Raw genomic sequence first — 25,901 nt, 5'->3', positions numbered from 1 at the left:
GCGTGTTCTCGAATGGGGGAAACGGCGGCGCCTCAGGGCGCGCTCTTGCTCTTGCCGCCGGCCGCCGAGGTGGTGGCGGCATTCAAGCCGGGGCCGGCCAGCTTGGCCTTGGCGGTCAGGCCTTCGGTCAGCGCCTCGAGCCGGGCCTGGGCCGAACGCTGGCGCAGCGCCTGCTTGACCGGCTCGTCGAGCTGGTCCCACTTGGCGGCATTGGCGACCGGACGCGGGCCGTCCTCGAGCTTGATCAGATGCCAGCCGAAGCGGCTGCGTACCGGCACCTTGGTGACTTCGCCCTTCTTCAGCGCCTGCACGGCGCGCGCGAAGTTGGCGTCGACGAAGATGTCGGGCCGGAACCAGCCGAGATCGCCGCCGTTGTTCTGGCCGCCCGGGTCCAGGGTCTCGACCTTGGCGATGGCGACGAAGTCCTCGCCCTTGGCCAGGCGCGCGGCGATTTCCTCGGCCTTCGGCAGGTCGTTGACCAGGATGTGGCGCACCTTCACCTCGGTGAGCTTGCCGCTGGCGACGGTGAAGTCGTACGAGGCCTTCAGCGATTCGTCGGTGACCGGGTTCTTGATGAAGTAGTCCTCCAGGTAGGCGCGCGACAGGATCGCCCGCTCCTGGAAGGCGATCTGGTCGGCGACCACCGGCTTCTTGTCCAGCCCTTCCTTAAGCGCGGCCTGGGCCAGCACTTCCTGGGTGATCAGCTCGGCGCGGGCGGCGGCCTGCGCTTCCGGCCCTGGCGCCTTGTGGTCTTCGGTGAAGTTGGCGCCCATCAGCGTGATGTGGTTGCGGGTGATCGGCTTGCCATTGACGGAGACATCGACCGCCAGTCCGGCTTCGGCCGGATGGGCCGGTCGAGCTTGGGCCTGGGCATGGGCGCTGCCGGCGACAGCGAAAAGGCCGGCCACGACCAGCGCCTGCGTGATACGGGAAAACGGGAACTGCGACATCGGGTGGGTACTCCGCTAACGATCAATAAAAAAAGCCCTCCCCGCGAACGGGAAGGGGTTGGGAAGGTTCGCGCCGGGCCGCTTGCGGCGCGCCCGGCACGGACCTTCCCGGTGGATGCACCGCCCCCGCCCTTGCAGGCGGGGACGGCTCGCCTGCCCCGGCTTCAGGCCGGGACCGGCGTCACTGCCAGCGTCGATTACCGCGTGCCGTCCAGATCCAGCGGCGCGGCCGGGTAGTAGCCCGGGCCGAACAGCGCGGCACCGTCACGCTCGAACACCGCGGCGTGCGGCTTCGCAGCGCCCTTCTTGCCACGGGCACCCGGCCACAGCCAGGCGTCACGGGCAGCGGAGTCGAAGTCGATGCACGGCGTGCCCAGCAGTTCGTCGGTGAAGCTGGTGTCGAGCACGGTGGCGCCGGTGCGGCGGTCGTACTTGGCAAGGCAGATCGTGCGATCGCCATCCGAACCGGTGCCCGGACCCGGGACATGGTTCAGTTCGACGAAGTACTGGATGAACGCGTAGCGCTGCACACCGGTGGCCGGCGCGGCGCCGACCACGGCATCACGCGGCACACCGATGCCCGAGCCGTTGTTCTTCGGCCGCAGGTCGAGGTAGCCACCTTCGTTGCCCGGCGTCTTCTGGTAACCGACGCGGTCGATCACCGTGAAGTGCGGACCACCGTGGGTGTACAGGTTCTGCAGGCTGTTGAGGTTGCCGCTGCCCGGACCACCACCCGTGACGCCCGAAGGCTCGCCACCGGTCTTGGTCTTGTCGAGCAGGATGCCGCCCGGGTTCACCGAGGTGACTTCTTCGATGATCTGCGCAGCGCGCAGGTAGCCGGTACCCAGCTGCGAGACGTTCGACGACAGCGTGGTCGCCAGACCGACGCCGGTCGGACCGGTTTCGAACTGACCCACGGCACCGCGAACACGCGGGCAATCCGCCGCCTCGTTGTTGTGCTTCAGCACGTTGAACGCGCCGGAGATGCCACCCGACAGGTCCGGACGCTGGGCCAGCTTGCCGAGCGAGCTCTTCGACGCGCGGCTGCGATCCGGCGGCGGGAAGTCGCAGGCGATGGCCGTCGCCGCCGTTTCTGCACGGCCCTTGGCCAGCAGCGGACGGATGTCGATGGTCAGCACGCGGCGGCTGTGCTCGCGCGGATAGTCACGGTCGAACTCGACGGCGCCGACCGGATCGATCGAGGCCGGGCTTTCGATGCCGGAGATCGGCTGGATCAGGAAGCGGTCGTCGTCGGAGATGCTGAAGTACGACACGCCCGGGCACGGACCGACGTCATAGACTGCACGCCAGTACGGACCCTTGCCGCCGAACACGTTGGTCTCCTTGCCGGAGATGCGGATGTTCGGGCTGTAGTACAGGACACCACCGCACATCGCACCGGTGAACGCGCCATCGTGCGGCACGTAGTCCGGGTCGCCCGGCTTGCAGCTGTCGATGTTGACGGCCGACGAGGCGTTCGCGGCCAGACCGGCCGGGGTGATCGCCGAGTCGTAGGTCGGATCGTTCAGATCCACCCAGCCCTTCTGGTTCTTGCAGTGGTGTGACTGGTGCGGCAGGCCGAACGGCATCAGGCCTTCGTTCTCTTCGTGGAAGAGCACCAGTTCCTCGCGCGGGCCGTCCGGCACGGCCGAGACCGAGCGGATGTACGGGTTCGACGCGTAGACGTTCGCTTCCTTCAGCGAGTCACGGGTCTTGCCGCGGTTGTACTGGTAGCTGGTCTCGAAGACGCGCACCGACGAACCGAAGGTCGAACCGCAGACGCCCAGCGGGCTGCCGTTGCCGGTGCCGCCGGTGAACGCGCCCTGGTTGCAGACGCCGCGCAGCGCGCCGTTGATGGCGGCCACGCCGATCGACGCCGCGACGGCGTAGTCGGACGACACCAGGTACTTGCCGTCATAGGTCAGGCCCATGCCGTGCGGCAGCGCTTCGATGCCGGCATCGTCGTTGCCCAGGTAGAACGCGCCCTGGTTGTAGCGACGCGACGGACGCAGGTCCGGGTAGCTGGTGTAGTTGGTCGGGTTGCGCGGCTGGTTGGCCCGCACGGCGGCACCGTATTCGGTGATGCCGGTGTGGCCGAGCAGGTTGGCATCGTCGGTGATCAGGCCCGGGATGTTGCCGATCAGCCCACCGACCTGCACCGATTCCAGCAGCGGCAGCACGGCCGGCGCGGTGGCAAGGCAGATGTTGAGCAGCGTCGGCGCCACGCGATCCGGTTCGATTTCGGTGACCGAGCCGCCCGGCCCGTACACGTAGTTCGACATGTAGGTGTAGAGGATCTTGTGGTTGCCGGTCTTCGACGGCATGACCACGAAGTCATCGGTCAGCGACGAACGGCGCACCTGGGTGCCGCAGACCGCCAGCTCGGCCTTGCCGATGTTGCGGACCGAGGTCACGTCGAAACGGAACACGTTCTTGGAAATAACGCCGCCGGCGAACTGGTACTTGCGGCCGGCCTTCAGGCCGTCGCCACCACCGGAGATGTACGAGGTGTAGCTCAGCATGTGGTGCGGATCGTTGTGCGAATCCGTCGCCGCGCCTGCGGTGGCCACAGGCAGGACGTTCGACACCAGCACCTTCGGCAGCTCGGCCGTCCAGATCACGTTGCCGTAGGTCGTCGAGTTCGGCTCGGCGTCGACCACGGCCAGGAAGTCCTGCGCGGTCTGGGGGTTGCAGACCGGCGTCGAGCAGCCGTCGGCCGTCCAGACCAGCAGCACCGATCCGTTCGGGATGATCTTGTTGGTGTACTTGTTGATGGCCGCCGGGGCACCGGCTGCCGGCGTCTGATCGCGGGGCAGCAGCGTCTGCACCAGCCCGTTGCCGGCGGCGGGTGCGGTGCTGCTGGAGTTGCCTCCCAGCAGGTTCTGCACCAGCTGCGCTTCAGCCTGAACAGGCGCGCCGGCCGCCACGATGGTTGCCGCCATCGCGAGGGCCGAAGCGACGCCGCCCAGCTTGCGCTGTCGATTGTCTTGCTTCACGTGAACATCTCCCATGACTGTGTTGATCTGGAAAAGTGGACTTTTCCGAGGTTTTCTCAGGTTGCATCGAACGTTCCGCACTTTGCCGTCGTGCATCACGAATGACTCCCCCAAGCTTGCGTATCCTATTGTTTTACGGGATTCTGACGACTGATTCCGGATATATCATTTCGCCACGGAAACGCGATTTAAGGTTTTAAAAATGACGTTCACATAAGAAAAATCGGATAATTATTTGAAATAACCAATGAACCCCAGGTTATTTCAAATCTTCAACGGAACGACGCGTTCTAAGCGCAGAACCTAAGGCGATAAGAATCAGCTTTCCCCCTCGCTCGATGGCCGCGCCACGGTGCCGCCGCCGAGGCGCAGGAACAGCAGTGGCGTCACGAAGCTGTCGAGCAGCGTCGACGACAGCAGGCCGCCGAAGATCACCAGCGCCACCGGATGCAGGATCTCCTTGCCGGGCGCCCCGCCATCGAGCATCAGCGGCAGCAGCGACAGCGCCGCGATCAGCGCCGTCATCAGCACCGGCGTCAGCCGTTCGGCCGAACCGCGCAGCACCAGCGGCACACCGAACGGCTGGCCTTCGTCGCGGGCCAGCGTCAGGTAGTGGCTGATCTTCAGGATGCCGTTGCGGGCGGCGATGCCGGCCAGGGTCACGAAGCCGATCAGGCTGGCCACCGACAGCGGCGTGCTGGTCACCGCCAGCGCCACCACACCGCCGATCAGCGCCAGCGGCACGTTGCCGAGGATGATCGCGGTCAGCCGCAGCGAGCCGTAGCGCCCGTACAGCACCGCCGCCATCAGCAGCAGCGACAGCGCGCCCAGCCCGGCGATCCGCTGCGCCGCCGCTGCCCGGGAAGCCGCCTGCCCTTCGACTACCACCCGGTAGCCGGGCGGCCAGGTGCGCGCCGTCAGCTGCGCCCGGGCGGTGGCCGCCGCTGCATCGAAGCCGCGCGCAGCCGGAAACGCGGTGACGGCGATGCGCCGCTGCAGGTGTTCGCGCAGAATCTGGTTCGGCGCCGCACCGTTGTGGAACTCGGCGATCCAGTTCAGCGGCACCGCTCCGGCGGCGCCGTCGATCTGCAGGTCTTCCAGCGCCGATTCGTGGCGCGCCGCGTCCGGCAGCCGCAGCACCAGCTCGGTGCGGGTTTCGCCGTCGACGATCTGCGCCAGCCGGCTGCCGACGGTCAGCGCATTGATCGCCGACTGCGCGCGCGCCGGCGAGACGCCGGCATCGGCGGCGGCGCGGGCATCAAGGCCGATCTCGAACTGCGGCGTGTCGATCTGCGGCTCGATCAGCACATCGGCCAGGCCGTCGAGCGCCGACAGCGTCGCCTGCACCTCGGCCGCCAGCCGCCGCAGCGTCGGCAGATCCGGGCCGAACACCTTGACCACCAGCGGCGCGCGCACGCCGGACAGCAGGTGGTCGAGCCGGTGCGAGATCGGCTGGCCGATCGACACCGAGGCCGGCAGCGCCGCCAGCCGGGCGCGGAGATCGGCGGCAACCACGCGCTGCGGCCGGCCGTGACCGTCGTCGCGCAGGCTCACGTCAAGCTCGGCGTAATGCACGCCTTCGGCATGCTCGTCGGCCTCGGCGCGGCCGGTCCGCCGGCCGACCGCCGCGACTTCCGGCACCTCCAGGATCAGGTTCTCGGCGATCCCGCCGAGCCGGTCCGATTCGCCGAGCGCGATGCCGGGCTCAGCGATCAGGTTGATGGTCAGCGTGCCCTCGTTGAACGACGGCAGGAAACTGCGCGGCAGCTGGGCCGCCAGCAGCAGGCTGCCGGCCAGCAGCAGGCCGGTGCCGGCCAGCACCGCGCGCGGCCAGCCCAGCAACCGTTCGAGCAGGCCCAGGTAGCGCCGCTTCAGCGCCGCAAGCCAGCGCGGTTCGACCGGCAGGTGCGCGGCACGCCCGAACAGCCCGGCGCACAGCACCGGCGTCACCGTGATGGCGACCACCAGACTGCCGAGGATCGCGGCGATGTAGGCGATGCCGAGCGGCGCGAACAGCCGGCCTTCGACGCCGCCGAGCGCGAACAGCGGCACGAACACCAGCACGATCAGCAGAGTCGCGTAGAGGATGCCGGAGCGCACTTCCAGCGTGGCGCGGCCGACCGCCTCGATCAGCGCACGCGGACTGGCCGGCGCGCCGGCCCGCTGGCGCAGCCGGCGCACCACGTTCTCGACGCCGACCACGGCATCGTCGACCAGCTCGCCAACCGCGATCGCCAGGCCGCCGAGGGTCATCGTGTTGATCGACAGCCCGAGCGCGGTCAGCGCCAGGATCGCCGCCAGCACCGACAGCGGGATCGCGGTCAGCGCGATCGCCGTGGCGCGGCCGCTGAGCAGGAACACGAACAGGATGACGGCGACGATCAGCGCGCCGTCGCGCAGCGCGTCCAGCACGTTGTCGACCGCGTGCTCGATGAAATCGGCCTGCCGGAACACCGTCAGCCGCCGCGCGCCCTTCGGCAGGCTGGCATCAAGCGCGGTCAGCTTCGCTTCCAGCGCGGCAGTCAGCGCCAGGGTGTCGATGCCGGGTTGCTTCTGGATCGCCAGGATCACCGCCGGATGGCCGTTGGCGCCGGCAGCGCCGCGCGGAAAACGATGGCCGACCGCCAGAGTCGCCAGTTGCCCGACCCGGATCACCGCCACGCCCTTGCGCGCCACCGCGACCTGCGCCAGTTCATCGAACGAGAACGGCTTGCCGCTGGCCCGCACCGCCACTTCCTGGCCAGCGGATTCGATCAGCCCGCCACCGAGGTTCTGGCCATGGCCGCGCAGCGCCGCCTGCAGCTCGTCGAGAGTGACGCCGAACAGCCGCATCCGCGCCGGGTCCGGCTGCACCTCGTACTGGCGGATCTCGCCGCCGATCGCCAGCACCTGGGCCACGCCGGGCACCGCCAGCAGGGCCGGCCGCAGGGTCCAGTCGGCGTGGCTGCGCAGGATCTGCGGATCGGCGTCGGGGCCGTCGGCCTGCAGCGCCACCAGCAGGATCTCGCCCATCAGCGAGGTCGGCGGGCCGATCCTCGGCACCAGCCCTTCCGGCCACTGGCCGCGCGCCGCCTCCAGCCGTTCGGCGACCAGCTGCCGGCTGCGATACAGATCGGCATCCCAGTCGAACTCGGCGTAGACGATGGCGAGCCCCGCGGTCGACAGCGAGCGCAGCCGGCTGATGCCCGGCAGGCCGCTGAGCGCGGTTTCCAGCGGATAGGCGACCTGGGTCTCGACGTCCTCGACGGCGAAGCCGGGTGCCTCGATCTGCACGGTGACGGTCGGCCGGGTCAGATCCGGCAGCACGTCGACCGGCAGCCGCGCCGCCTGATACAGGCCGACGCCGACCAGCGCCACCGCCAGCGCGATCACCAGCGCCCGGTGGCGCAGGCTGGCTTCGAGCAGGGCGCGGAACATCAGCGGCGATGGGCCGGGTCGGCGAAGCGCACGTCGTGCGTGAACGCCGGATCGTCGAGCGCCGGCAGGAAGGCCAGCAGCGCGTCGCGTTCGGCGTCGCTGATCGGCAGCCCGCCACGCAGCGCCGGATCGACCTGATCGCCGGCCGCGATGCCGCTGCGGTAGTGCTCGATCACCTGGGCCAGCGTGTCGAAGCGGCCATCGTGCATGTACGGCGGCGTCAGGCCGATGTTGCGCAGGCTCGGCACCCGGAAGCGACCCCAGTCGGCGGCCACGGCGGTGACGGTGGCCCGGCCGGCATCGCGCGGCGCGGCATCGAGGCCGTTGTCGCGGTAGCGGAAATCGCTGAACAGCGGCTCGGCGTGGCACTGCGCGCAATGCCGGCGGAATGCCGCCAACCCGGCCTGCTCGCGGGCATCGAGCGCGCCGGCATCACCGGCGACGTAGCGGTCGTAGCGGCTGCCGGCGGAAATCATCGTGCCGGTGAACTGCGCCAGCGCCTTGAGCAGCCGCTGGCTGTCGATGGCCGGCGTGCCGAAGGCCGCTTCGAAGCGGCGGGGATAGTCGGCGTCGGCGCGCAGCCGCTCGATCAGCGCCGGCAGCTGGGCATCCATTTCCACCGGATTGGCGATCGGCCCGAGCGGCTGCACTTCGAGGTTGTGCGCCGAGCCGTCCCACATCAGCTGCGGCAGCCAGGCCAGGTTGTACAGCCCCGGCGCGTTGCGGGTGCCGTTGCGGTTGCCGATGCCGTGGCTGACCGCATGGTCGTAATGGGCGAACGCCGCGAACTGCTGGTGGCAGCTGGCGCAGGACACCGTCCCGTCGCGCGACAGGCGCGGGTCGTAGAACAGCTGCCGGCCCAGCGCGAAGCCGGCTGCCGTGATCGGATTGGCGTGGAAGTCGTAGACCGGCTGCGGCCAGCCGGCCGGCACTTCGAACTGCGGCGTGCGCAGCAGCGCCAGCTGTTCGGCCAGCATGCCGATGCCGCCCCGGGCGTCGAGCGCCAGCGCGCCGACCGCCAGCAGGATCAGCGCCGCCAGCCACGTCACCTGCCCGTTGCTGCGGCCCTTGCCGGGTTGCCGATGGCGCATCAGTGCGCTGCGCGATCGCGCGGCTCGTGATGCAGATGGTCGAGCTTCAGAAAGCCCGGCAGCCCCACCGCCAGCGCCCGGCCTTCCGCCGCCTGCATCACCAGCGCGGTGCGGGCGAACGAGACCGGCGGCGTGCCGCCGAGCAGGGCATCGAGATCGGCGTGCAGGTGCACGGTCGACGTCAGGTCCGGCGACAGCCGCAGCGGCTTCGGCGCGAACGGCAGGAACACGCTGCGCTGCACGCCGTCGCCGCCGAGATGCAGGGTCACCGTCTGCCCGGCCTCGGGCGACGCCGGCGAATGGCCTTCGAGCTTGAAGTGGATGTAGCCGGTCGCCCAGGTCCAGAACATGCCGAGCGCCGGATCGAGCGCACCGGTCTGCGCACCGGCGCTGTTGCGCGCTGGGTCGACGCCGATCAGCAGCTCAAGGCCGGTGTATTCGCCGGCCGGCGCACTGTCGATCCGCAGGTGCTGGGTTTCCGGCCGCGCAAGATCGACCAGCCAGTAGCCGTCGGCGGTCTCGGGATCGTGGCTCGGCGTCCACCAGCTGCCGTCCGGCCGCAGCAGCCGCAGGTTCGACAGGTAGTACTGCAGCTTGCCGACCGTCAGCGCCTCGCCGGCCGGCGTGGTCACCGTACCGCCCTTCTCCAGCGCCGCCGTGCCGGCGACGTGGCTGATCTCGATGTCCAGCGCCGTCGCCGGTGCCGTCGCCTGCCGGCAAGCGGTCAGCGCCATCAGGACAGCGAGCGGCGCAGCCAGCGAACGGAGCGAGGGACGAGAGATCACGGGGACGGTGCGAGCGGAATCGGCCGTCACTGTAATGAATAAGAACAGCGTTCAATATATTGTTTTGATCGAGCCTAATAATCGAAACAAGCCGCTCAATCACAGGTTGCAGGCGGTCATTGCCGGCTGCTGTCGATGCCCGGCGCGGATCAGGGACAATCGACGCCAGCAGCGCCCCTGCTGCCTTGTCCAGACGCCCGGTCCGCCGCGTGAATCCGCCCGAAGTCCGTCCCGACCCCGCGTTCAACCGCCACGGCGCCGTCGCCGAACTGCTGGCCCAGACGCCATCCGGCGCCGTCGACCGGCTGCAGGCGATGGCCGACGACCTGAAGATCGCCTATGCGCCGAACACGCTGAAAAGCTGGCGTGCCGACTGGCGCGTGTGGACCGAGTTCTGCACGCGCGAAGGCCATGCGCCGCTGCCGGCGACGGTGCCGGCGCTGCGCGCCTTCGTGCTGGAGCGCATCGCCGCCGGCCGCAAGCGGGCCACCATCGACCATTACCTGGCGACCCTGACGGTCGTTCACCGGCTGGCCGAACTGCCGTCGCCGATGGATTCGATGGAAGCGCGGCTGATGTGGCGCGGCCTGCGCCGCGAGCACCTGAGCGCCCGCCAGCGCCAGGCCCGGGGCCTGACGATGGACGACATCGACCGGATCATCGCCGTGCTCGATCGCGCCAAGCCGCGCGATGTTCGCGACGCGGCGCTGGTGTCGACCGCGTTCGAGACCATGTTCCGGCGCTCGGAACTGATCGTGCTGCGGATCGAGGATCTGAGCGAGGAGGCCGACGGCTCAGGCCGGATCTTCCTGCCGAACAGCAAGACCGACCAGGAAGGCAGCGGCTTCCTGCAGTACCTGTCGCCGGAAACGCTGGCCTTGATCCGCGACTGGCTGGCGATCGCCGGACTGGTCGAAGGGCCGATCTTCCGGTCGGTGCCGAAGTCGAACAAGGCCGATCGCTACGCCCATCCGCTGTCGGATCGCGACGTCGCCCGGATCTTCAAGGAACGCGCGCTGCAGGCCGGCATCGACCCGACCCTGGTGTCCGGCCACAGCACCCGCGTCGGCGCGGCGCAGGACCTGATCGCGGCCAATTTCAGCGGCGCCGAAATCATGCGCCAGGGCCGCTGGAAGACCGAGCGGATGGTGATCCGCTACAGCGAAAGCCTACAGGCCGGGCGCGGCGCGATGGCCCGACTGAAGAAAAGCCGCCGCAACCCGCCGGAGTGAACGCGGGCGGCCGGGTAGCCGGCCGATCGCTCAGACCTCGGCCTTGTCGCCCTTCTCTTCGAGCCAGGCCTTGCGATCGCCGGCGCGCTTCTTGGCCAGCATCATGTCCATGATCGCGTCGACGGTGACCGGCACTTCGGCACCTTCCTCATCGGCAATGCCGGTATCGGCCGCGCCATCGAGCGTCAGCTGCACCAGCCGGCGGGTGTCGCGGCTCATGGTGGTTTCGCGCAGCTGCAGCGGGTTCATCTCGCCAAGGCCCTTGAAGCGGGTGACGTTGAGCTTCGACTTGTTCCCTTCCGCCTGCAGGCGGTCGAGGATGCCCTGCTTCTCGGCCTCGTCGAGCGCGTAGAACACCTGCTTGCCGGCATCGATGCGGAACAGCGGCGGCATCGCGATGTAGACGTGGCCGGCGGCGACCAGCGGCCGGTAGTGCTTGAGGAACAGCGCGCACAAGAGGGTGGCGATGTGCAGGCCGTCGGAGTCGGCATCGGCGAGCACGCAGATCTTGCCGTAGCGCAGGCCGGTCAGATCCTTGGAGCCCGGGTCGACGCCGATGGCGACCGAGATGTCATGGATCTCGTTGGACGCCAGCGCTTCGTTGGCGTCGACTTCCCAGCTGTTCAGGATCTTGCCCCGCAGCGGCATGATCGCCTGGGTGTCGCGGTCGCGGGCCTGCTTGGCCGAGCCGCCGGCGGAATCGCCTTCGACCAGAAACAGCTCGGTCTGGTTGAGATCGGTCAGCACGCAGTCAGCCAGCTTGCCAGGCAGCGCCGGGCCGCTGGTGATCTTCTTGCGCACCACCTGCTTGGCCAGCTTCATGCGCGCATTGGCGTTGGCGATCACCAGCGCCGCCACCTGCTCGCCTTCGGCCGGATGCTGGTTCAGCCAGACGCTGAAACTGTCGTGCACCACGCCCTGCACGAAGGCCGCGGTCTCGCGCGACGACAGCCGCTCCTTGGTCTGGCCGGCGAACTGCGGGTCCAGCATCTTGATGCTGAGCACGTAGCTGCAGCCGGCCCAGACATCTTCCGGCGACAGCTTCAGCCCGCGCGGCAAAAGATTGCGGAACTCGCAGAACTCGCGGATCGCCTCGGTCAGGCCGGTTCTAAGGCCGTTGACGTGGGTGCCGCCCTGGGCGGTCGGAATCAGGTTCACATAGCTTTCGGCGACCGCTTCCGGGCCCGAGGCGACCCAGCACAGCGCCCATTCGGCTTCTTCGCGCTTGGCGGCGAACTTGCCGACGAAGGGCTCGGCCGGCAGCACCTCGGCGCCGTTGAGCGCGTCCTTCAGGTAGTCGACCAGGCCGTTCTCGTACTGCCAGACGGTCTGCTCGTTGTTGATCTGGTCATCGAAACTGATGCGCAGGTTCGGGCACAGCACGGCCTTGGCGCGCAGCACCTGCTTCAGGCGCGGAATCGAGAACTTCGGCGAGTCGAAGTACTGCTCGTCCGGCCAGAAATGCACGGTGGTGCCGCTCTTGCGGGCCGGAGCGTCGCCGACCCGCGCCAGCTCGCTGGCCTTGTGGCCGTCGGCGAAGCCGATCAGCCATTCGCCGCCGCCGCGCACCACGCGCACTTCCAGCTTCTTCGACAGCGCGTTGACCACCGACACGCCGACACCGTGCAGGCCGCCGGAAAAGCCGTAGGCCTTGTTCGAGAACTTGGCGCCTGAATGCAGCTTGGTCAGGATCAGCTCGACACCGGAAACGCCGTGCTCCGGGTGGATGTCGACCGGCATGCCACGACCGTCGTCGGACACCTTCAGCGAACCGTCGGCGAGCAGGGTGATGTCGATGCGCTTGGCGTGGCCGGCCAGCGCCTCGTCGACCGAGTTGTCGATGACTTCCTGCGCCAAATGGTTCGGGCGCGCGGTGTCGGTGTACATGCCGGGGCGCTTGCGGACCGGATCGAGGCCGGAAAGAACTTCGATCTGCTCGGCGCCGTAGGCGGATGAATTCGGGGTGGCCATCGCTGCGGAATCGTCGGGGCGGCAAAAAGTCGCGGGACGGTACTCAATGACCCGCTGTGCCGCAAGCCGAGGCCGCAGCGGCGGGTGGCCGTGTCAGCGTTCGCGCAGCGCCGAGAACGAGCAGCCGTAGAACACCGCCAGCGGCACCAGTACCGGCAACTGCTCGGCCGACAGGTTGCGGATGTCCAGCAGCTGCAGCAGGCCGCCGGCGAACCAGGCGCCGGCCGGGGTGAACAGCGCGGCGATCGCGCAGCCGGCCAGCGTGGCGGCCGGCACGATCCAGCGCGGGGCCGGCTTGCGCGGCGCCGGCATGTTCATAAGCACCCGGACCACGAAGCCGTCGTCGGCGATGTGCGGCTGGCGGGCGGCATCCTCGCGCAGCAGCGCGTCGAGCCAGGCGTCGTCGCCGGGCGCGCCCGGCTGCAGCGGGCCGCCTCGGCCGCTGGGAAACATCGATCCGTCCATCGCAGGCTCCTCGGGCTCGCCGCGCCGGGGCGGCGGATTGCGCGGCTGGTTCATGACGTCCGTGGCTCCCAGACCTGAAGGTGGGCCTTCAGCTTCTGCTTGGCGCGGGAAATGTGCGATTTCACCGTGCCCAGCGGGCAGTCGAGGGCATAGGCGGCTTCCTCGTGACTGCGGTCGAGATAGTAGCACTGGGCAATCACGGCTCTTTCCGCCGGCGACAGGATCGCCATCGCCCGCGCCAGATCCATCTGCAGGTCGGCGACGGTTTCCTCCGGATGCCGGTCGCTCGGGCCCTCGTGGGCCTCGGCATCGTCGTCGCCGCGATTCTCGTCGAGCGGCTCCTCGGGGTGCCGGGAGCGGATCGCCATCAGGAAGCTGTTGTAGGCGATGCGGTAGATCCAGGTGCTGAACTTGGCGTCGCCGCGAAACTGGTCGAGCTTGCGATGGGCCAGCAGGAAGGTTTCCTGCGCCAGATCGTCGGCGAAGGCGTCATCGCCCTTGCACAGCCGGCGCAGCAGCGCACGCACCGAACCCTGGTGGCGGCGCACCAGCGCGGCGAAGGCGTGGCGATCGTCGCCGGCCAGCACCCGGGCGACCAGCGCCGTGTCCGGCGGACCGTCGGCCGGCAGCGGCTCCACCGCCTGCACCCTGACTGCTTCGCTGGCCACGTCGTGGTCCGGTTCCGGGCGTAGCGGCCTCAGCCGTCCTTGCGGGTCTGCTCGATCTTCCAGGCGATCAGCTGGCCGACGCCGATCATCAGCGGAATGAAGCCGATGCCGATCGCCGACTCGGCGCCGGCGAACCAGAAGAAGCCCATCAGGCCGAGCCCGGCACCGACCAGGCTCAGGCCGGAGCTGACATCGGACTTGCGCTTGCGCCCCGGCTCCAGGAACAGCTCCGGCGGGATCGGCTGGCCCTTGTCGGCCAGCTTCAGCACCATGTCGTTGATCGATTTCTGGCGCTGCGCGCGGTAGCGCAGCACCGCCAGCACGATGACGATCGGCATGCCGAACACCATCAGCACCGCCAGCAGCGGCAGCAGGGCGTCGAGCAGCGGCGTGGCGGCATCGCCGAGGCCGGCGTGCTGGCCGAGGTCGATGCCGAATTCGGCGGCGGAAGTCAGCAACATGGGCAACTCCTGGGTCATGGTCATGCGTCGGCGAGTCTGATGCGGCCGGACCCCGATTCGGATGCACCGGCCGCCGCGGGCGCTGCGCCTACAATAGTCGGCCCTCAAGGACTTGCCCGATGACCCGGAAAACCGCCGCCCCCGCCAGCGACAGCGCCGCACCCGCCGACGATCCGGTCGCCCGCTTCGAAGGCTCGCTGGCCGAACTGGAAGCGATCGTCGCGCGGATGGAACGCGGCGACCTGCCGCTGGAAGAAAGCCTGCAGCTGTTCGAGCGCGGCATGGGGCTGACCAAGGTCTGCCGCAGCTCGCTGGAAAGCGCCGAGCTGCGCGTGCGCAACCTGCTCGATGCCGGCGACGACGCCGCCGACCGCTGATCCGCCACCGCTGATGAACGACACCCCGGGCTACGCGCTGCTCGGCACCATCGACGACCCGGCCGCGCTGCGCGCCCTGCCGGCCGGGCGGCTGCCGCAGCTGGCCCACGAGGTGCGCCGCTGCCTGATCGAAACGGTGGCCCGCGTCGGCGGCCATTTCGCGGCCAGCCTCGGCGTCGTCGAGCTGACCCTGGCCCTGCACCGGGTGTTCGACACACCGCGCGACGCGCTGGTCTGGGACATCGGCCACCAGGCCTACGCCCACAAGATCCTGACCGGCCGCCGCGCGCGGCTGGACACGATCCGCCGGCACGGCGGTCTGGCGCCGTTCCTGGATCGCAGCGAAAGCCGGCACGACGCCTTCGGCGGCGGCCACGCCGGCACCGCGATCTCGGCAGCGGCCGGCTTCGCGGTCGCCGAGCGGCTGCAGCCGACCGGCCGGCGCAGCATCGCGGTGATCGGCGACGGCGGCTTCACCGCCGGCATGGCCTTCGAGGCGATGAACCACGCCGGCCAGCTCGGGCTCGACCTGCTGGTGGTGTTCAACGACAACGACCTGTCGATCTCGGAGAACGTCGGCGCGCTGCGCGACACCGTGGCGCGGCAGCTGGGCCGGCCACTGCCGGCCGCTGGCGACGGTTCGCTGGCGGCGCTGGTCGCCGCGCTCGGCTTCACCTACTCGGGGCCCGTCGACGGTCATGACCTGGACGCGCTGCTGCCGGCACTCGACCGGCTCCGGTCGACGCCGGGGCCGCAGTTCCTGCACGTGGTCACGGTCAAGGGCAAGGGCTACCCGCCGGCAGAAGCCGACCCGATCGCCTTCCACGGCGTCACCCGCTTCGACCCGGTGACCGGCGCGCTGCCAGCCCCGGCCGGCCCGGCCAGCTACTCCGAGCTGTTCGGCGACTGGCTGACCCAGGCCGCGACAGCCGATGCCCGGGTGGTCGCGATCACGCCGGCGATGCGCGAGGGCTCCGGCCTGGTCGGTTTTGCCCGGGCCTTTCCGCAGCGCCATTTCGACGCCGGCATCGCCGAGCAGCACGCGGTGACGCTGGCCGCCGGCATGGCCTGCGCCGGCCTGCGGCCGGTGGTGGCGATCTACTCGACCTTCCTGCAGCGGGCGCTCGACCAGCTGATCCACGACGTCGCGATCCAGAACCTGCCGGTGCTGTTCGCGGTCGACCGCGGCGGGCTGGTCGGCGCCGACGGCGCGACCCACCACGGCGCCTTCGATCTCGGCCTGCTGCGCATGATCCCGAACCTGGTCGTGATGGCGCCGAGCGACGAGCAGGAATGCCGCCGGATGCTCGCCACCGGGCTTGCCCACGACGGCCCGAGCGCAGTCCGCTACCCGCGCGGCCACGGCCCCGGCGCGACGCTGGCGGCGGCCGAGCCGCTGCCGATCGGCCGCGGCCGCATCCTGCGCCGCAGCGCCAAACGGCGGCCGCACAGCGTGGCGCTGATCGGCGTCGGCGCACTGCTGGCGACGGCGCTGGAAGTCGCCCCGCTGCTCGACGCCACGGTCGCTGACCTGCGCTTCATCAAGCCGCTCGACGAGGCGCTGCTCGCCGAGCTGGCGCGCGATCACGCGCTGCTGGTGACCCTGGAAGACAACGCCCTGGCCGGCGGCGCCGGCAGCGCGATCAACGAGTGGCTGAGCACCCAGCGGGCCGGCTGCACGCTGCTGAACCTCGGCTTGCCGGACCGCTTCGTCGGCCACGGCAGCCGCGAGCAGCTGCTGGCCGATTGCGGGCTCGATGCCGCCGGCGTGCTGCGCGCGATCCAGGGCCGGCTGCGCGGTCTCGGCGGCGGCAGCGCCAGCGCCGGCCACGGCGCGCCATGAACGGCGCAGCCGAGCCGGCGCTGCAGCTGTCCGGCGGCCGGCGGCGGGCGCTGATCGCTACCGCCGCCCTCGGCGTGCTGGTCTATCTGGCCGCCGCGCTGGTCACCGATGCGACCCGCCTGCAGGCGGCGCTGCGGGCGCTCGGCATCGGCGGCGGCCTGCTGGTGCTCGGCGCCTCGCTGCTGAACTACCTGCTGCGCTTCGAGCGCTGGTCGCGCTACCTGCGCCGGCTTGGCCACCCGCTGCCGCGCGGCCGCCACCTGCTGGTCTACCTGTGCGGCTTCGCGTTCACCGTCAGCCCGGCGAAAGCCGGTGAAGCGGTGCGCGCGCTGTACCTGCGCGAACACGGCGTGGCCTATGCCGATTCGATCGCCGCGCTGTTCGTCGAACGCCTGCTCGACCTGCTCGCGATCGCGCTGCTGGCCGGCCTGTTCGTGCTCGGCGCGCGCGCCTACTGGCCGGCGCTGGCCGGCGCGCTGCTGCTGACGGCGGCGCTGCTGGCGGTGATCGGCCGGCCGGCCACCAGCCGCCTGCTCGACCGCTTCGCCGCCGCCCGCAGCGGCCGCAGCCGCCGGGCGCTGGCCGGCCTCGCCGACCTGCTGCGCGCCTCGCGGCGGCTGTTGTCGCCCGGCCTGCTGGCCGGCGGGCTTGGCCTCGGCCTGATCGCCTGGGGTGTCGAAGGCGTCGGCCTGTACTGGATCTGCGCCGGGCTGGACCTGCCGGTCACGCTGCTGACCGCGATCGGCATCTACGGCATCGCGGTGCTGGCCGGCGGCGTCGCCTTCTTCATGCCGGGCGGCATCGGCGGCCTCGAAGTGGTGATGCCGGCGCTGCTGGTGGCCCAGGGCGTGCCGCTGGCCACCGCCGTGCTGGCGATGCTGCTGTGCCGGCTGGCCACCCTGTGGTTCGCGGTGCTGCTGGGCCTGCTGGCCGCCGCCGTGCTGGAAGCGCGGCCGGAACGACCGCCGCCGGTGGCCGCGCGATGAACGCCCAGGTGAATGCCCCGACGCCGCCCGACGCCGAATCGCAGGTGCCGCTGTGCGTCGATCTCGACGGCACGCTGACGCCGGTCGACACGCTGCACGAGACGGCGCTGGCGCTGGCGCGGGTCCGGCCGCTGGCGCTGCTGGCACTGCCGCGCTGGCTGGCCGGCGGCCGGGCGCGGCTCAAGCACGAGCTGTCGCAGCGGGTGCAGATCGACGTCAGCCACCTGCCCTATCGGCGCGATCTGCTCGAATGGCTGCGCGGCGAACGCAGCCGGGGCCGTCGGCTGGTGCTGGCGACCGCCGCCGACCGGCGCATCGCCGAAGCCGTGGCCGCGCATCTCGGCCTGTTCGACGAGGTGATCGCCACCGATGCCGGCGACAACCTGGCCGGTGCCGGCAAGCGCGCCGCGCTGGTCCGCCGCTTCGGCGAGCAGGGTTTCGACTATGTGGGCGACCATCCGGTCGACCTGAAGGTCTGGCCGGCGGCGCGGCAGGCGATCGTGGTCGGCGATGCCGGACTGGCCGCCCGCGCCGCCCGGCTGGCCACGCCTGGTCCGCTGTTCGCGACCGTGCCGGCCTCGCCGAAGCTGTGGCTGAAGGCGGCGCGCCTGTACCAGTGGGTCAAGAACCTGCTGATCCTGGTGCCGGCGCTGCTGTCGCACCGGATCGCCGAAGCGGCGGTGCTGCAGGAAGCCCTGCTGGCCTTCCTGGCCTTCGGGCTGTGCGCGTCAAGCGTCTACCTGATCAACGACCTGCTCGATCTCGACGCCGACCGCCGCCATCCGCGCAAACGCAGGCGGCCGTTCGCCAGCGGCGCCCTGCCGGCCCGCCAGGGCGCGCTGGCGGCGCTGCTGCTGGCGCTGGCGGCAGCCGCCGTGGCGCTGCAGGTCGGCCTCGCCTTCAGCGCGGTGCTGGCCGCCTACTACGCCTGCACCGGCGCCTATTCGCTGCGCCTGAAACGCGCGCCGATCGTCGACGTGATGATGCTGGCCGGCCTGTACACGATCCGCATCGTCGCCGGCGGCGTCGCCACCGGCGTCGAGGTCACGTTCTGGCTGCTGGCCTTCTCGATGTTCATGTTCCTGAGCCTGGCGGTGGTCAAGCGCTACGCCGAGCTGCACGACGCCGCCCGCGCCGGCCTGACCCAGGCCGCCGGGCGCGGCTACGGGGCGGCCGACCTGCCGCTGCTGCTCGCCCTCGGCACGGCGTCGGGCTTCGCGGCGATCGTGGTGCTGGCGCTGTACATCAACAGCCCGCAGTCGCAGGCGCTGTACGGCGATCCCCGGCCGCTGTGGCTGATCTGCCCGCTGTTGCTGTACTGGGTCTGTCGGGTCTGGCTGCTGACCACGCGGGGCCGGATGCACGACGACCCCATCCTGTTCGCGATGCGCGACCGCACCAGCCTGCTGATCATCGGCCTGATGGCGCTGACCGTGCTGGCGGCCGTGTGATGCGCGGCAGCCCGTCGTGGGGGCGGCTGCCCGGCGCCGAGCCGCAATGGCTGGCCATCGGCAGCCGCCATCAGACGCTTCCCGCACAGGCGTCGATGCTGCCCTGGGGCAACGGCCGCAGCTATGGCGATTCCTGCCGCAACGACGGCGGCGTGCTGCTCGCGGCCGGCGCGCTCGACCGCTACATCGCCTTCGATCCGGCCACCGGCATCATCGAGGTCGAGGCCGGTGTGCAGCTGGCCAGCATCATCGCGCTGGCGCTGCCGCACGGCTGGTTTCCGGCCGTCACGCCGGGCACCCGCTGGGTCACCGTCGGCGGCTGCATCGCCAACGACGTGCACGGCAAGAACCACCACCGGGCCGGCAGCTTCGGCCACCACCTGCTCGATTTCGAACTGCTGCGGTCCGATGGCACGGTGCTGCACTGCTCGCCGACCGAACACCGCGACTGGTTCGACGCCACCATCGGCGGCCTGGGCCTGACCGGGCTGATCCGTCGCGCGCGGCTGCAGCTGCAGCGCGTCGGCGGCCCCTGGCTCCGGGGCGACAGCCTGCGCTTCGGCGGCCTCGCCGAGTTCTTCGCGATCTCGGCCTGCTCCGAGCCCGACTACGCCTACACCGTGGCCTGGCTGGACTGCTCGGCCAGCGGCCGGCACCGCGGGCGCGGCATCTTCCTGCGCGCCAACCACGCGCCGGCCACCGTCGCCGGCCCGCAGCAGGAAGCCGCCGGACGGTCGCTGCGGCTGCCGTTCACGCCGCCGCTGTCGGCGGTCAATAGCCTGAGCCTGCGCGCCTTCAACACGCTGTACTTCCACCGCCCGGCAGCGCAGGCCCGCGAGCGGCTGTGGCACTACCGGCCGTTCTTCTATCCGCTCGATGCCATTGCCGACTGGAACCGGCTGTACGGCCCACGCGGCTTCTACCAGTACCAGTGCGTGCTGCCGGCAGCCGACGCCGAGACCGTGCTGGACGAGATGCTGGCGCGCATCGCCGCCTCCGGCCTCGGCTCGTTCCTGGTGGTGCTGAAGACCTTCGGCGCGCAGCGCTCGCGCGGCCTGCTGTCGTTCGCGCGGCCGGGCGTGACCCTGGCGCTGGACTTCCCGAACCGCGGCGCGGCGACCCTGGCGCTGCTCGATGCGCTCGACCGGCTGACCCTCGACGCCGGCGGCGCGGTGTATCCGGCCAAGGACGCCCGGATGTCGGCCGCCGCCTTCCAGCAGTACTTTCCGCAGTGGCAGGCCTTCGCCCGCTACATCGATCCGAAGTTCTCGTCGTCGTTCTGGCGGCGAGTCACCGGCAGCACGACGGCATGAGACGAATCCTGATCATGGGCGCGACCTCGGCGATCGCCGAAGCCACCGCCCGCGAGTTCGCCGCCCTGGGCGCGGCGCTGTTCCTGGTCGGCCGCGACAGCGCCCGCCTGTCGGCGATCGCCGATGACCTGCGGTTGCGCGGTGCTTCCCAGGTCGACATGCAGGTGATGGACGCCCGGGCGCTGGACGACTATCCGCAGCTGGTCGACGCAGCCAGCGCCCGTCTCGGCGGGCTGGACACCGCGCTGATCGCCCACGGCACGCTGACCGACCAGGCCGCCGCGCAGGCCAGCATCGCGCTGCTGGCCGACGAATTCCGGGTCAACGCGTTGAGCCAGATGGCGCTGTGCACCGTGCTCGGCAACCGCTTCGAAGCCCAGGGCCACGGCTGCATCGCGGTGATTTCCTCAGTGGCCGGCGATCGCGGCCGGCAGTCGAACTACGTCTACGGCGCGGCCAAGGCCGCCGTCACGGCCTTCACCAGCGGCCTGCGCCAGCGCCTGCATCCGAAAGGCGTCGTGGTACTGACGATCAAGCCCGGCTTCGTCGACACGCCGATGACCGCCGCCTTCCGCAAGGGACCGCTGTGGGCAACACCGGCGCAGGTCGCGCGGGCCATCGTCCGCGCCATCCAGCAGCGCCGGGCCGTGCTCTACACGCCGTGGTTCTGGTGGCCGATCATGCTGATCATCCGCCACCTGCCGGAAGCACTGTTCCGCCGGCTCCGGCTTTAGCTTCGGCCCCGACCGGGGCTGCCGCATCGGCCGGCGCGGCCGGGGGCGCGTCTGCCGGGGTTACCGCCGGCGCCACCGGCTTCGAAGCCTGCCCCATCACCGGCCCTTCGGCCTGATGGAAGCGATGGCAGTCGATGCAGGTTGACGGAATGCGGCGGTCGTCGCCGGCACCGCCGTGACAACTCTGGCAGCCGGCCATCGTCGGCAGCAGCAGGTCCTCGGCATGGCTCGACTGCTCGGCGCCGTGGCAATCCTTGCAGGCCACCCACTGGTGCGGCGCGTGGCTGAACTGCGCATGCACGAGCCAGCTGCTGCGCAGCCGGGGCTTGATCAGCTCGGCCACCCCGTCCGGGCGCGGGCTGAACGCGTGGCAGGTGCCACACAGGCCGCGCTCGATGAGGTCATCGACGGTGCCAGTGGCGGCGCGCGTGTCGAGGTCGCGCTCGGCCTGCTCGCCGGGCCGCCGGCGCGCCGCCGGCTCTGGCAGCTCAGGCCGGGCCAGCAGGCCCTTGTCGAACGCCGGCTGCAGCAGCGCGCGGGCGGTGGCGAGATCGCCGTGCGGCACGGTCAGCGGACCGGCTGCGGTTTCCAGCTTCAGGGCATGGCAGGACTGGCAGTGCGTCTCGTAGCGGATCGCCGGGAAGCCGGGCTCGCCGCGCGCCGCCGCGTGGCAGGACGCGCACTGCAGCACCTCGCGCCCCTTCGCGCCGCGGATGCCGGCGGGATCGAGGTGCAGGTCGTGCGGGAACTTGAGCCCCGGGTCGTCACGGGCCGGCGCGTCGACAGCCAGCCGCTGTTCGGACCAGGCACCGGTCGCCGGATCGCGGTGGTTGACAGTCGGCCGGAACGCCGGATGACGGTCGGCGAAATCGACAGCGGCGCCGCCGAGCTGCCACTGGCGGCTGCGCGTCTCGCTGCCGTGGCAGTCGGTGCAGGTCGCCGGATGCGCCGGCAGCACCGCATGCGGCCCGCCGTGCTCCAGATGGCAGCTGGCGCAGCGGCTGCTGTCGAGGCCGGTGTCCTTCAGCAGGCCGGCATCGGCCATGTGGTGGCGGATGCCGCCATGACAGCTCAGGCAGCTGCTGTCGCGCACCGCCACGAACAGCGTGTCGTGACAGCTGTCGCAGCGGTCCTGCAGGTGGCGGTGGGCGTGGCTGAGCGGCCCGGATGACCACAGCCGCTCGGTCGGCAGCAGGCGGGCCACCGAGGCCGGCAGCGGCAGCGCGCGGAACAGGAGCGGCAGCAGCAGGGCCAGCAGCAGCACGGCGACGGCACCGATCAGCGCCGGCCGGCGCATCCTGAGGCCGGTGTCGCCCAGGCTCAGGCGGCTGCGCTGCAGGCCATCGGCGTTGCCGATATCGGTCGCCAGCACCCGCAGCGCGTCGCCGCTTTCGGCGGCCTGCACGGTCAGCCGCCAGCTGCCGACTTCGAGGGAGTCGCCGACCCGCGCCTCGAACGCGCCGGTGACCACCGGGCCGTCGTTGAGGCGCACGCCGATCGACGACAGGCATTCGACGCCCAGCCGATCGGCCGCCAGCGCGGTGAGACGCAGGTGCTGGGCCGCAACCCGCAGGCCGCTGAGGACGACGTCATTGGCCGGCGCGCGGCCGACGGTGGCGGCGCCGTCATGCTGCGACTCGCGAACGCTGCCATCCCGGCGCGGGATCCTGACGATCAATTGCATCCGGACTACCAGAGCAGGAAGACGGACAGGATGTGCGCCAGCAATGCCACCAGCAGCAGCACGGTCAGCGGCACATGCAGGTACAGCCAGACCGACAGCCGGGCGCGCAGCGTGATGTCGGCATTGACTCGCTCGACCAGTTCCTTGCGATCGGCGATCGCCTGCAGCAGCTTGTTCAGCAAGGCTGCGGCCTTGTCGTTGCCGCGGTCGAACAGGTGGTCGATGACGAACATCGTGGTGCCGGAACGCAGGCCGCCCGACGACGCCTGCGGCGCTGGGGAAGGCGAAGGTGGTGGCGTCTGCGGCCGGGCGCGGGCGGCGCCGACCACTTCGCCGAACTGCTGCTTCTTCAGCGCGAAGAAACGCTCGAGGCTGCCGCCGTCGTCGTCGACATTCCGGTAGCGCCCGCTCAGCTGTTCCCAGGCCGAACCGCCGAGGCGGATCTTGGCGATCGAGCGCACCACCACGGCATGGGCTTCGGGATCGATGCGATCGGCCAGCGACAGCGCGGCATCGTTGAGCTTGTCGATCTCCATCAGCATGGTCCGCAGTTCGCCGCCCTTGCGGTTCAGCGTGATCCGCGCCGGCAGCACGCCGTAGGCCACCGCACCGTAGATGCCGCTGACGATCACCAGCACCATCAGCAGATAGGCCAGCGTGTGGATGTTGAAGCCGAGCTGGAAGCCGGTATGCAGCGTGCCGACCAGCAGCAGCAGCAGGCCGAGATAGACATGCGCCGACAGCCAGCCCTGGATCGGCCCGCGCGCTGTGGTGAACGAGCGCTTGCGCACGCCGAGCCAGGACAGCCAGACGATCAGCCCGGCCCCGGCCGTGCCCAGGCCATAGCCGAGCCAGGTGCTGCCGCTCGGCCCTTCGGCGGGGTCGTGCAGCGCGTAGACCAGGCTGATCGCCGCCGCCAGCGCCAGCGCCAGCTTCAGGTAATAGCTGCGCCGCCAGGTGAAGAACGATTCGTGGGCCTGCCGCCGTTCGGTCGGCCGGCCGCTGCCGCTGGCCCGCAGCCAGCCGCGCAGGCGCTCAGCGATCGCCACGGGACAGCACGTCGAAGAACTGCTGCGGGCTGACGCGGATCGCCGCGCCGGTCGGACAGGCCTGCACGCAGGCCGGGCCTTCTTCCTTGCGGCCGCCGCACATGTCGCACTTGACGGCCTTCTTGATCGCGTCCTTCGGGTAGTGGTGGTTGTCGGTGCCGGGCGCATCGCCGAGACCGAACATCATCCATTGCCAGAGGCTGCGCTGCGGACGCGGATCGGCCGGCGTCTCGACGCCCATCTGGATCACGCCGTACGGGCAGTTGCGCTCGCAGTTGCCGCAGCCGATGCAGGTGCTTTCGATCACCACTTCGCCGCTCGGCTGGCGGCGGATGGCATTCGGCGGGCAATCCTTCATGCAGTGCGGATGCTCGCAGTGCCGGCAGGAGGTCGGCACGTGCAGGTTGTCGAAGGTGGCGCCGGCCTCGCGGTTCAGCCGCGAGACATTGCCGTGGGTGGCGGCGCAGGCCTTTTCGCACTGGTCGCAGCGGACGCACAGCGCCTCGTCGATCAGCAGGGCATCGGTCGCCTCGCCCAGACCTTCGCGCAGCAGAAAGCCGACCCGTTCGCCGCGCTCCGGCGAGCGTTCCATCTCCAGCCGCTGTTGCAGCTGGGTGCGGAAACGGTTGCGCACGGTTTCGCGCAGCGCCGGCTCGCGGTTCAGCAGATCGAGGAAGGCGGCGGCATCGACGCTGAGGATCTCGGTCTTGATCGCCGCCCGTGCACCGGCGGCACGCGGGCTGCCGGCGATCACGTCGATCTCGCCGAAATACTCGCCGGCCGCGCAGTACTGCAGGATCACGTCGCGCCCGCCGATGGTGTTGAACAGCATCACCGAGCCGGAGCGGATCAGGTGGATGCGGTCGGCGGCGTCGCCGGCGGCGTAGATCGGCTCGCGGGCCTTGAACGAACGCACCAGCGAGGAATCGACGATCGCCCGCAGCTGGGCATCGTCCATGCCCGGAAGCAGATAGCGTTCGAGCGCGCGGGCGCAGAAGCTGCGGTCGATGTAGCGCTGTACGGTCGGACTGCTGGCGATCAGCTTGAGCATCGTGCGGCGCGGCACCTCGACCAGCACGCAGCCGTCGCCGGCCACCGCTGGCCGCAGCCGCGGCCGGCCGGACAGCAGCGCCACTTCACCGAACACCTTGCCGGCCTTGATTCGCCGGGGCGGGTCCTTGCTGCCATCGGCCGACTGCAGCTGCACCTCGCCGGCCACCACGATGTACATCGAATCGGCGAACGAGCCCTTGGCGTAGATCTGGGTGCCGGCCGCCACGCGGTAGACCTTGCTCTCGATCAGGAACTCGCGCAGCTGCAGGCGGTTCAGCGCTGCCAGAATCGGCGCCCGCGCCGGCAGGATGTCGAGGAAGGTGTCGACATCGGGATTCTTCGCGAACGCCGAGAAACGCTCCTTCAGCACCGGCACGTCGGCCGGCTCGACATGGCGGCCGCAGATCGTCTCGACGACCTCGTAACCCTGGTTCATCGCCTGCCGGATCAGCGGATAGCCGGCCAGCGCGCCGAGGATGTAGAGCCCCGGCACGTTCGATTCGTAGGTCGCCGACACCTGCGGCAGCGACGCCGGGTCCGGGCTCGGGAACTCGATGCCGCAGGCTTCGACGAAGCCGCGCTGCGGGGCGGCACCCAGGCGGGCGATGACGCGGTCGCACGGCAGGTCGACCGGGCCGTCGGCCGAATTGAGCCGCAGCAGCATGCGCCGGCCGCTGGCATCGCCGGCCGGCAGATCGTCGATCCGCTCGGGCACGGTCTTGACGTGGTACTGCACGCGGCCCTGGTCGATCGCCGCCGTGATCAGCGCGACATTGCCTTCCTTGGCGCGCGAGATCTCGGCGCCGCGATTGACGATGTGGACGGTGTTCTGGCCAGCCAGCGCCAGCGCGTTCTCGATCGCCGCATCGCCGACGCCGATGACGACGATCACCTCGTCGCTGTATTCCTTCGGGTCGGTGAGCTGGTACTGGACGTCCGAGCGATCCTCGCCGGGAATCTTCATGCGGTTCGGATTGCCCTGCACGCCGACGCACAGCACGACGTGATCGGCCAGCAGCTGCTCGCCGGACTTCAGCGTCAGCTGGAAGCCGTCGGCGTCGCGGACGATGGCGCCGACCTCGGCGCGGTAGCGCACGTTGACGCCCTTTTGCACGGCGTCCTCGGCCCAGACGGCGAGAATCTTCTCGCGCGAACCGGCCTCGAAGCGCGACGACGCGCGCAGCGGCAGCCATGACGGCTCGGCCATCACGTGCTTGCCCTTCTGGAACTGGAACACCGTGTCGGACAGGTGCGGCTTGGCTTCCAGCAGCACGTGCGAGGTGCCGGTCTCGGCCGCCCGGCAGGCGGCCGATAACCCGCTGGGGCCGGAACCGACGATGGCAATCCGGTAACGCGTGGCCGCTGCTTCGCTCAA

At 70.3% G+C, this 25,901-nt stretch carries 19 protein-coding genes; 7 read left to right on the top strand and 12 right to left on the bottom strand.

Features of this window, described 5'->3' with window-relative positions; translation table 11 throughout:
- Positions 1–32 precede the first annotated feature (32 nt).
- The 5 genes from ACTIGJ_RS03155 to ACTIGJ_RS03135 all read right to left on the bottom strand — a co-directional run bounded on the left by ACTIGJ_RS03155 (position 33) and on the right by ACTIGJ_RS03135 (position 9,188).
- On the bottom strand, positions 33–950 hold the full coding sequence (locus ACTIGJ_RS03155) for a peptidylprolyl isomerase (protein WP_439638827.1): 918 nt from the start codon (positions 948–950) through the stop codon (positions 33–35).
- Between the two features lie 197 nt (positions 951–1,147).
- On the bottom strand, positions 1,148–3,946 hold the full coding sequence (locus ACTIGJ_RS03150; protein WP_439638826.1) for a hypothetical protein: 2,799 nt from the start codon (positions 3,944–3,946) through the stop codon (positions 1,148–1,150).
- 318 nt (positions 3,947–4,264) lie between these two features.
- Complete coding sequence (locus tag ACTIGJ_RS03145) at positions 4,265–7,363, bottom strand: efflux RND transporter permease subunit (RefSeq protein ID WP_439638825.1); 3,099 nt, start codon at positions 7,361–7,363, stop codon at positions 4,265–4,267.
- Positions 7,363–8,454, bottom strand: coding sequence for a cytochrome-c peroxidase (locus ACTIGJ_RS03140; RefSeq protein ID WP_439638824.1), 1,092 nt, complete (start codon positions 8,452–8,454; stop codon positions 7,363–7,365). The genes ACTIGJ_RS03145 and ACTIGJ_RS03140 overlap by 1 nt, the downstream gene beginning before the upstream one ends.
- Complete coding sequence (locus tag ACTIGJ_RS03135) at positions 8,454–9,188, bottom strand: MbnP family protein (RefSeq protein WP_439638823.1); 735 nt, start codon at positions 9,186–9,188, stop codon at positions 8,454–8,456. The genes ACTIGJ_RS03140 and ACTIGJ_RS03135 overlap by 1 nt, the downstream gene beginning before the upstream one ends.
- 260 nt (positions 9,189–9,448) lie before the next feature.
- Here ACTIGJ_RS03135 and ACTIGJ_RS03130 point away from each other — a divergent pair, with 260 nt between their 5' ends.
- The gene (locus tag ACTIGJ_RS03130) at positions 9,449–10,471 is read left to right on the top strand and encodes a tyrosine-type recombinase/integrase (RefSeq protein WP_439638822.1); all 1,023 of its coding nucleotides are present in this window, start codon (positions 9,449–9,451) and stop codon (positions 10,469–10,471) included.
- Positions 10,472–10,501: 30 nt separating this feature from the next.
- Here the strand turns inward: ACTIGJ_RS03130 and parE are convergent, their stop codons facing one another.
- From parE to ACTIGJ_RS03110, 4 genes are all read right to left on the bottom strand, one after another.
- On the bottom strand, positions 10,502–12,442 hold the full coding sequence (gene parE, locus ACTIGJ_RS03125; protein WP_439638821.1) for a DNA topoisomerase IV subunit B: 1,941 nt from the start codon (positions 12,440–12,442) through the stop codon (positions 10,502–10,504).
- A gap of 93 nt (positions 12,443–12,535) precedes the next feature.
- The gene (locus tag ACTIGJ_RS03120) at positions 12,536–12,907 is read right to left on the bottom strand and encodes a hypothetical protein (protein ID WP_439638820.1); all 372 of its coding nucleotides are present in this window, start codon (positions 12,905–12,907) and stop codon (positions 12,536–12,538) included.
- Positions 12,908–12,957: 50 nt separating this feature from the next.
- On the bottom strand, positions 12,958–13,575 hold the full coding sequence (locus tag ACTIGJ_RS03115) for an RNA polymerase sigma factor (protein WP_439638819.1): 618 nt from the start codon (positions 13,573–13,575) through the stop codon (positions 12,958–12,960).
- Positions 13,576–13,604: 29 nt separating this feature from the next.
- The gene (locus tag ACTIGJ_RS03110) at positions 13,605–14,036 is read right to left on the bottom strand and encodes a DUF6249 domain-containing protein (RefSeq protein ID WP_439638818.1); all 432 of its coding nucleotides are present in this window, start codon (positions 14,034–14,036) and stop codon (positions 13,605–13,607) included.
- A gap of 119 nt (positions 14,037–14,155) precedes the next feature.
- Between ACTIGJ_RS03110 and ACTIGJ_RS03105 the strand changes: the two genes are divergently transcribed.
- From ACTIGJ_RS03105 to ACTIGJ_RS03080, 6 genes are read left to right on the top strand one after another with little or no spacing between them, the layout of a single operon-like run.
- A complete protein-coding gene (locus ACTIGJ_RS03105) occupies positions 14,156–14,413 on the top strand; it encodes an exodeoxyribonuclease VII small subunit (protein ID WP_439638817.1) in 258 nt (85 codons plus the stop codon).
- A gap of 13 nt (positions 14,414–14,426) precedes the next feature.
- Positions 14,427–16,256 (top strand): 1-deoxy-D-xylulose-5-phosphate synthase, encoded by a 1,830-nt coding sequence (gene dxs, locus ACTIGJ_RS03100; RefSeq protein ID WP_439638816.1) that lies wholly within the window; start codon positions 14,427–14,429, stop codon positions 16,254–16,256.
- Complete coding sequence (locus ACTIGJ_RS03095) at positions 16,253–17,242, top strand: lysylphosphatidylglycerol synthase transmembrane domain-containing protein (RefSeq protein WP_439638815.1); 990 nt, start codon at positions 16,253–16,255, stop codon at positions 17,240–17,242. Before dxs ends, ACTIGJ_RS03095 begins: the two co-directional genes overlap by 4 nt.
- Positions 17,239–18,693, top strand: a complete 1,455-nt coding sequence (locus ACTIGJ_RS03090) for a UbiA family prenyltransferase (RefSeq protein WP_439638814.1) — start codon at positions 17,239–17,241, stop codon at positions 18,691–18,693. Before ACTIGJ_RS03095 ends, ACTIGJ_RS03090 begins: the two co-directional genes overlap by 4 nt.
- Positions 18,693–20,006, top strand: a complete 1,314-nt coding sequence (locus ACTIGJ_RS03085; RefSeq protein ID WP_439638813.1) for an FAD-binding protein — start codon at positions 18,693–18,695, stop codon at positions 20,004–20,006. The genes ACTIGJ_RS03090 and ACTIGJ_RS03085 overlap by 1 nt, the downstream gene beginning before the upstream one ends.
- Positions 20,003–20,740, top strand: coding sequence for an SDR family oxidoreductase (locus ACTIGJ_RS03080; protein WP_439638812.1), 738 nt, complete (start codon positions 20,003–20,005; stop codon positions 20,738–20,740). The genes ACTIGJ_RS03085 and ACTIGJ_RS03080 overlap by 4 nt, the downstream gene beginning before the upstream one ends.
- On the opposite strand, the gene ACTIGJ_RS03075 is transcribed toward ACTIGJ_RS03080, so the two are convergent.
- The 3 genes from ACTIGJ_RS03075 to ACTIGJ_RS03065 are packed head-to-tail and all read right to left on the bottom strand — an operon-like array spanning position 20,694 to position 25,901.
- Positions 20,694–22,424, bottom strand: a complete 1,731-nt coding sequence (locus tag ACTIGJ_RS03075; RefSeq protein WP_439638811.1) for a hypothetical protein — start codon at positions 22,422–22,424, stop codon at positions 20,694–20,696. The two genes, ACTIGJ_RS03080 and ACTIGJ_RS03075, sit on opposite strands and share 47 nt — an antisense overlap.
- A gap of 5 nt (positions 22,425–22,429) precedes the next feature.
- Positions 22,430–23,473, bottom strand: coding sequence for a hypothetical protein (locus ACTIGJ_RS03070; protein ID WP_439638810.1), 1,044 nt, complete (start codon positions 23,471–23,473; stop codon positions 22,430–22,432).
- Complete coding sequence (locus ACTIGJ_RS03065) at positions 23,460–25,901, bottom strand: cyclic nucleotide-binding domain-containing protein (protein ID WP_439638809.1); 2,442 nt, start codon at positions 25,899–25,901, stop codon at positions 23,460–23,462. Before ACTIGJ_RS03065 ends, ACTIGJ_RS03070 begins: the two co-directional genes overlap by 14 nt.

This window comes from Nevskia sp. (assembly GCF_051860985.1).
In the GTDB taxonomy this organism is placed as follows: Bacteria; Pseudomonadota; Gammaproteobacteria; order Nevskiales; family Nevskiaceae; genus Nevskia.
The sequence above is the reverse complement of the archived record's forward strand: the minus strand, read 5'-3'. Positions and strand labels throughout refer to the sequence as shown.

Coding starts and splice junctions, on each gene's coding strand:
- ACTIGJ_RS03140 (WP_439638824.1), bottom strand. CDS start 8,454: ATGCGCCATCGGCAACCCGGCAAGGGCCGCAGCAACGGGCAGGTGACG.
- ACTIGJ_RS03095 (WP_439638815.1), top strand. CDS start 16,253: ATGAACGGCGCAGCCGAGCCGGCGCTGCAGCTGTCCGGCGGCCGGCGG.
- ACTIGJ_RS03085 (WP_439638813.1), top strand. CDS start 18,693: ATGCGCGGCAGCCCGTCGTGGGGGCGGCTGCCCGGCGCCGAGCCGCAA.
- ACTIGJ_RS03105 (WP_439638817.1), top strand. CDS start 14,156: ATGACCCGGAAAACCGCCGCCCCCGCCAGCGACAGCGCCGCACCCGCC.
- ACTIGJ_RS03155 (WP_439638827.1), bottom strand. CDS start 950: ATGTCGCAGTTCCCGTTTTCCCGTATCACGCAGGCGCTGGTCGTGGCC.
- ACTIGJ_RS03120 (WP_439638820.1), bottom strand. CDS start 12,907: ATGGACGGATCGATGTTTCCCAGCGGCCGAGGCGGCCCGCTGCAGCCG.
- ACTIGJ_RS03135 (WP_439638823.1), bottom strand. CDS start 9,188: ATGGCGCTGACCGCTTGCCGGCAGGCGACGGCACCGGCGACGGCGCTG.
- ACTIGJ_RS03075 (WP_439638811.1), bottom strand. CDS start 22,424: ATGCAATTGATCGTCAGGATCCCGCGCCGGGATGGCAGCGTTCGCGAG.
- ACTIGJ_RS03145 (WP_439638825.1), bottom strand. CDS start 7,363: ATGTTCCGCGCCCTGCTCGAAGCCAGCCTGCGCCACCGGGCGCTGGTG.
- dxs (WP_439638816.1), top strand. CDS start 14,427: ATGAACGACACCCCGGGCTACGCGCTGCTCGGCACCATCGACGACCCG.
- ACTIGJ_RS03110 (WP_439638818.1), bottom strand. CDS start 14,036: ATGTTGCTGACTTCCGCCGCCGAATTCGGCATCGACCTCGGCCAGCAC.
- ACTIGJ_RS03080 (WP_439638812.1), top strand. CDS start 20,003: ATGAGACGAATCCTGATCATGGGCGCGACCTCGGCGATCGCCGAAGCC.
- parE (WP_439638821.1), bottom strand. CDS start 12,442: ATGGCCACCCCGAATTCATCCGCCTACGGCGCCGAGCAGATCGAAGTT.
- ACTIGJ_RS03090 (WP_439638814.1), top strand. CDS start 17,239: ATGAACGCCCAGGTGAATGCCCCGACGCCGCCCGACGCCGAATCGCAG.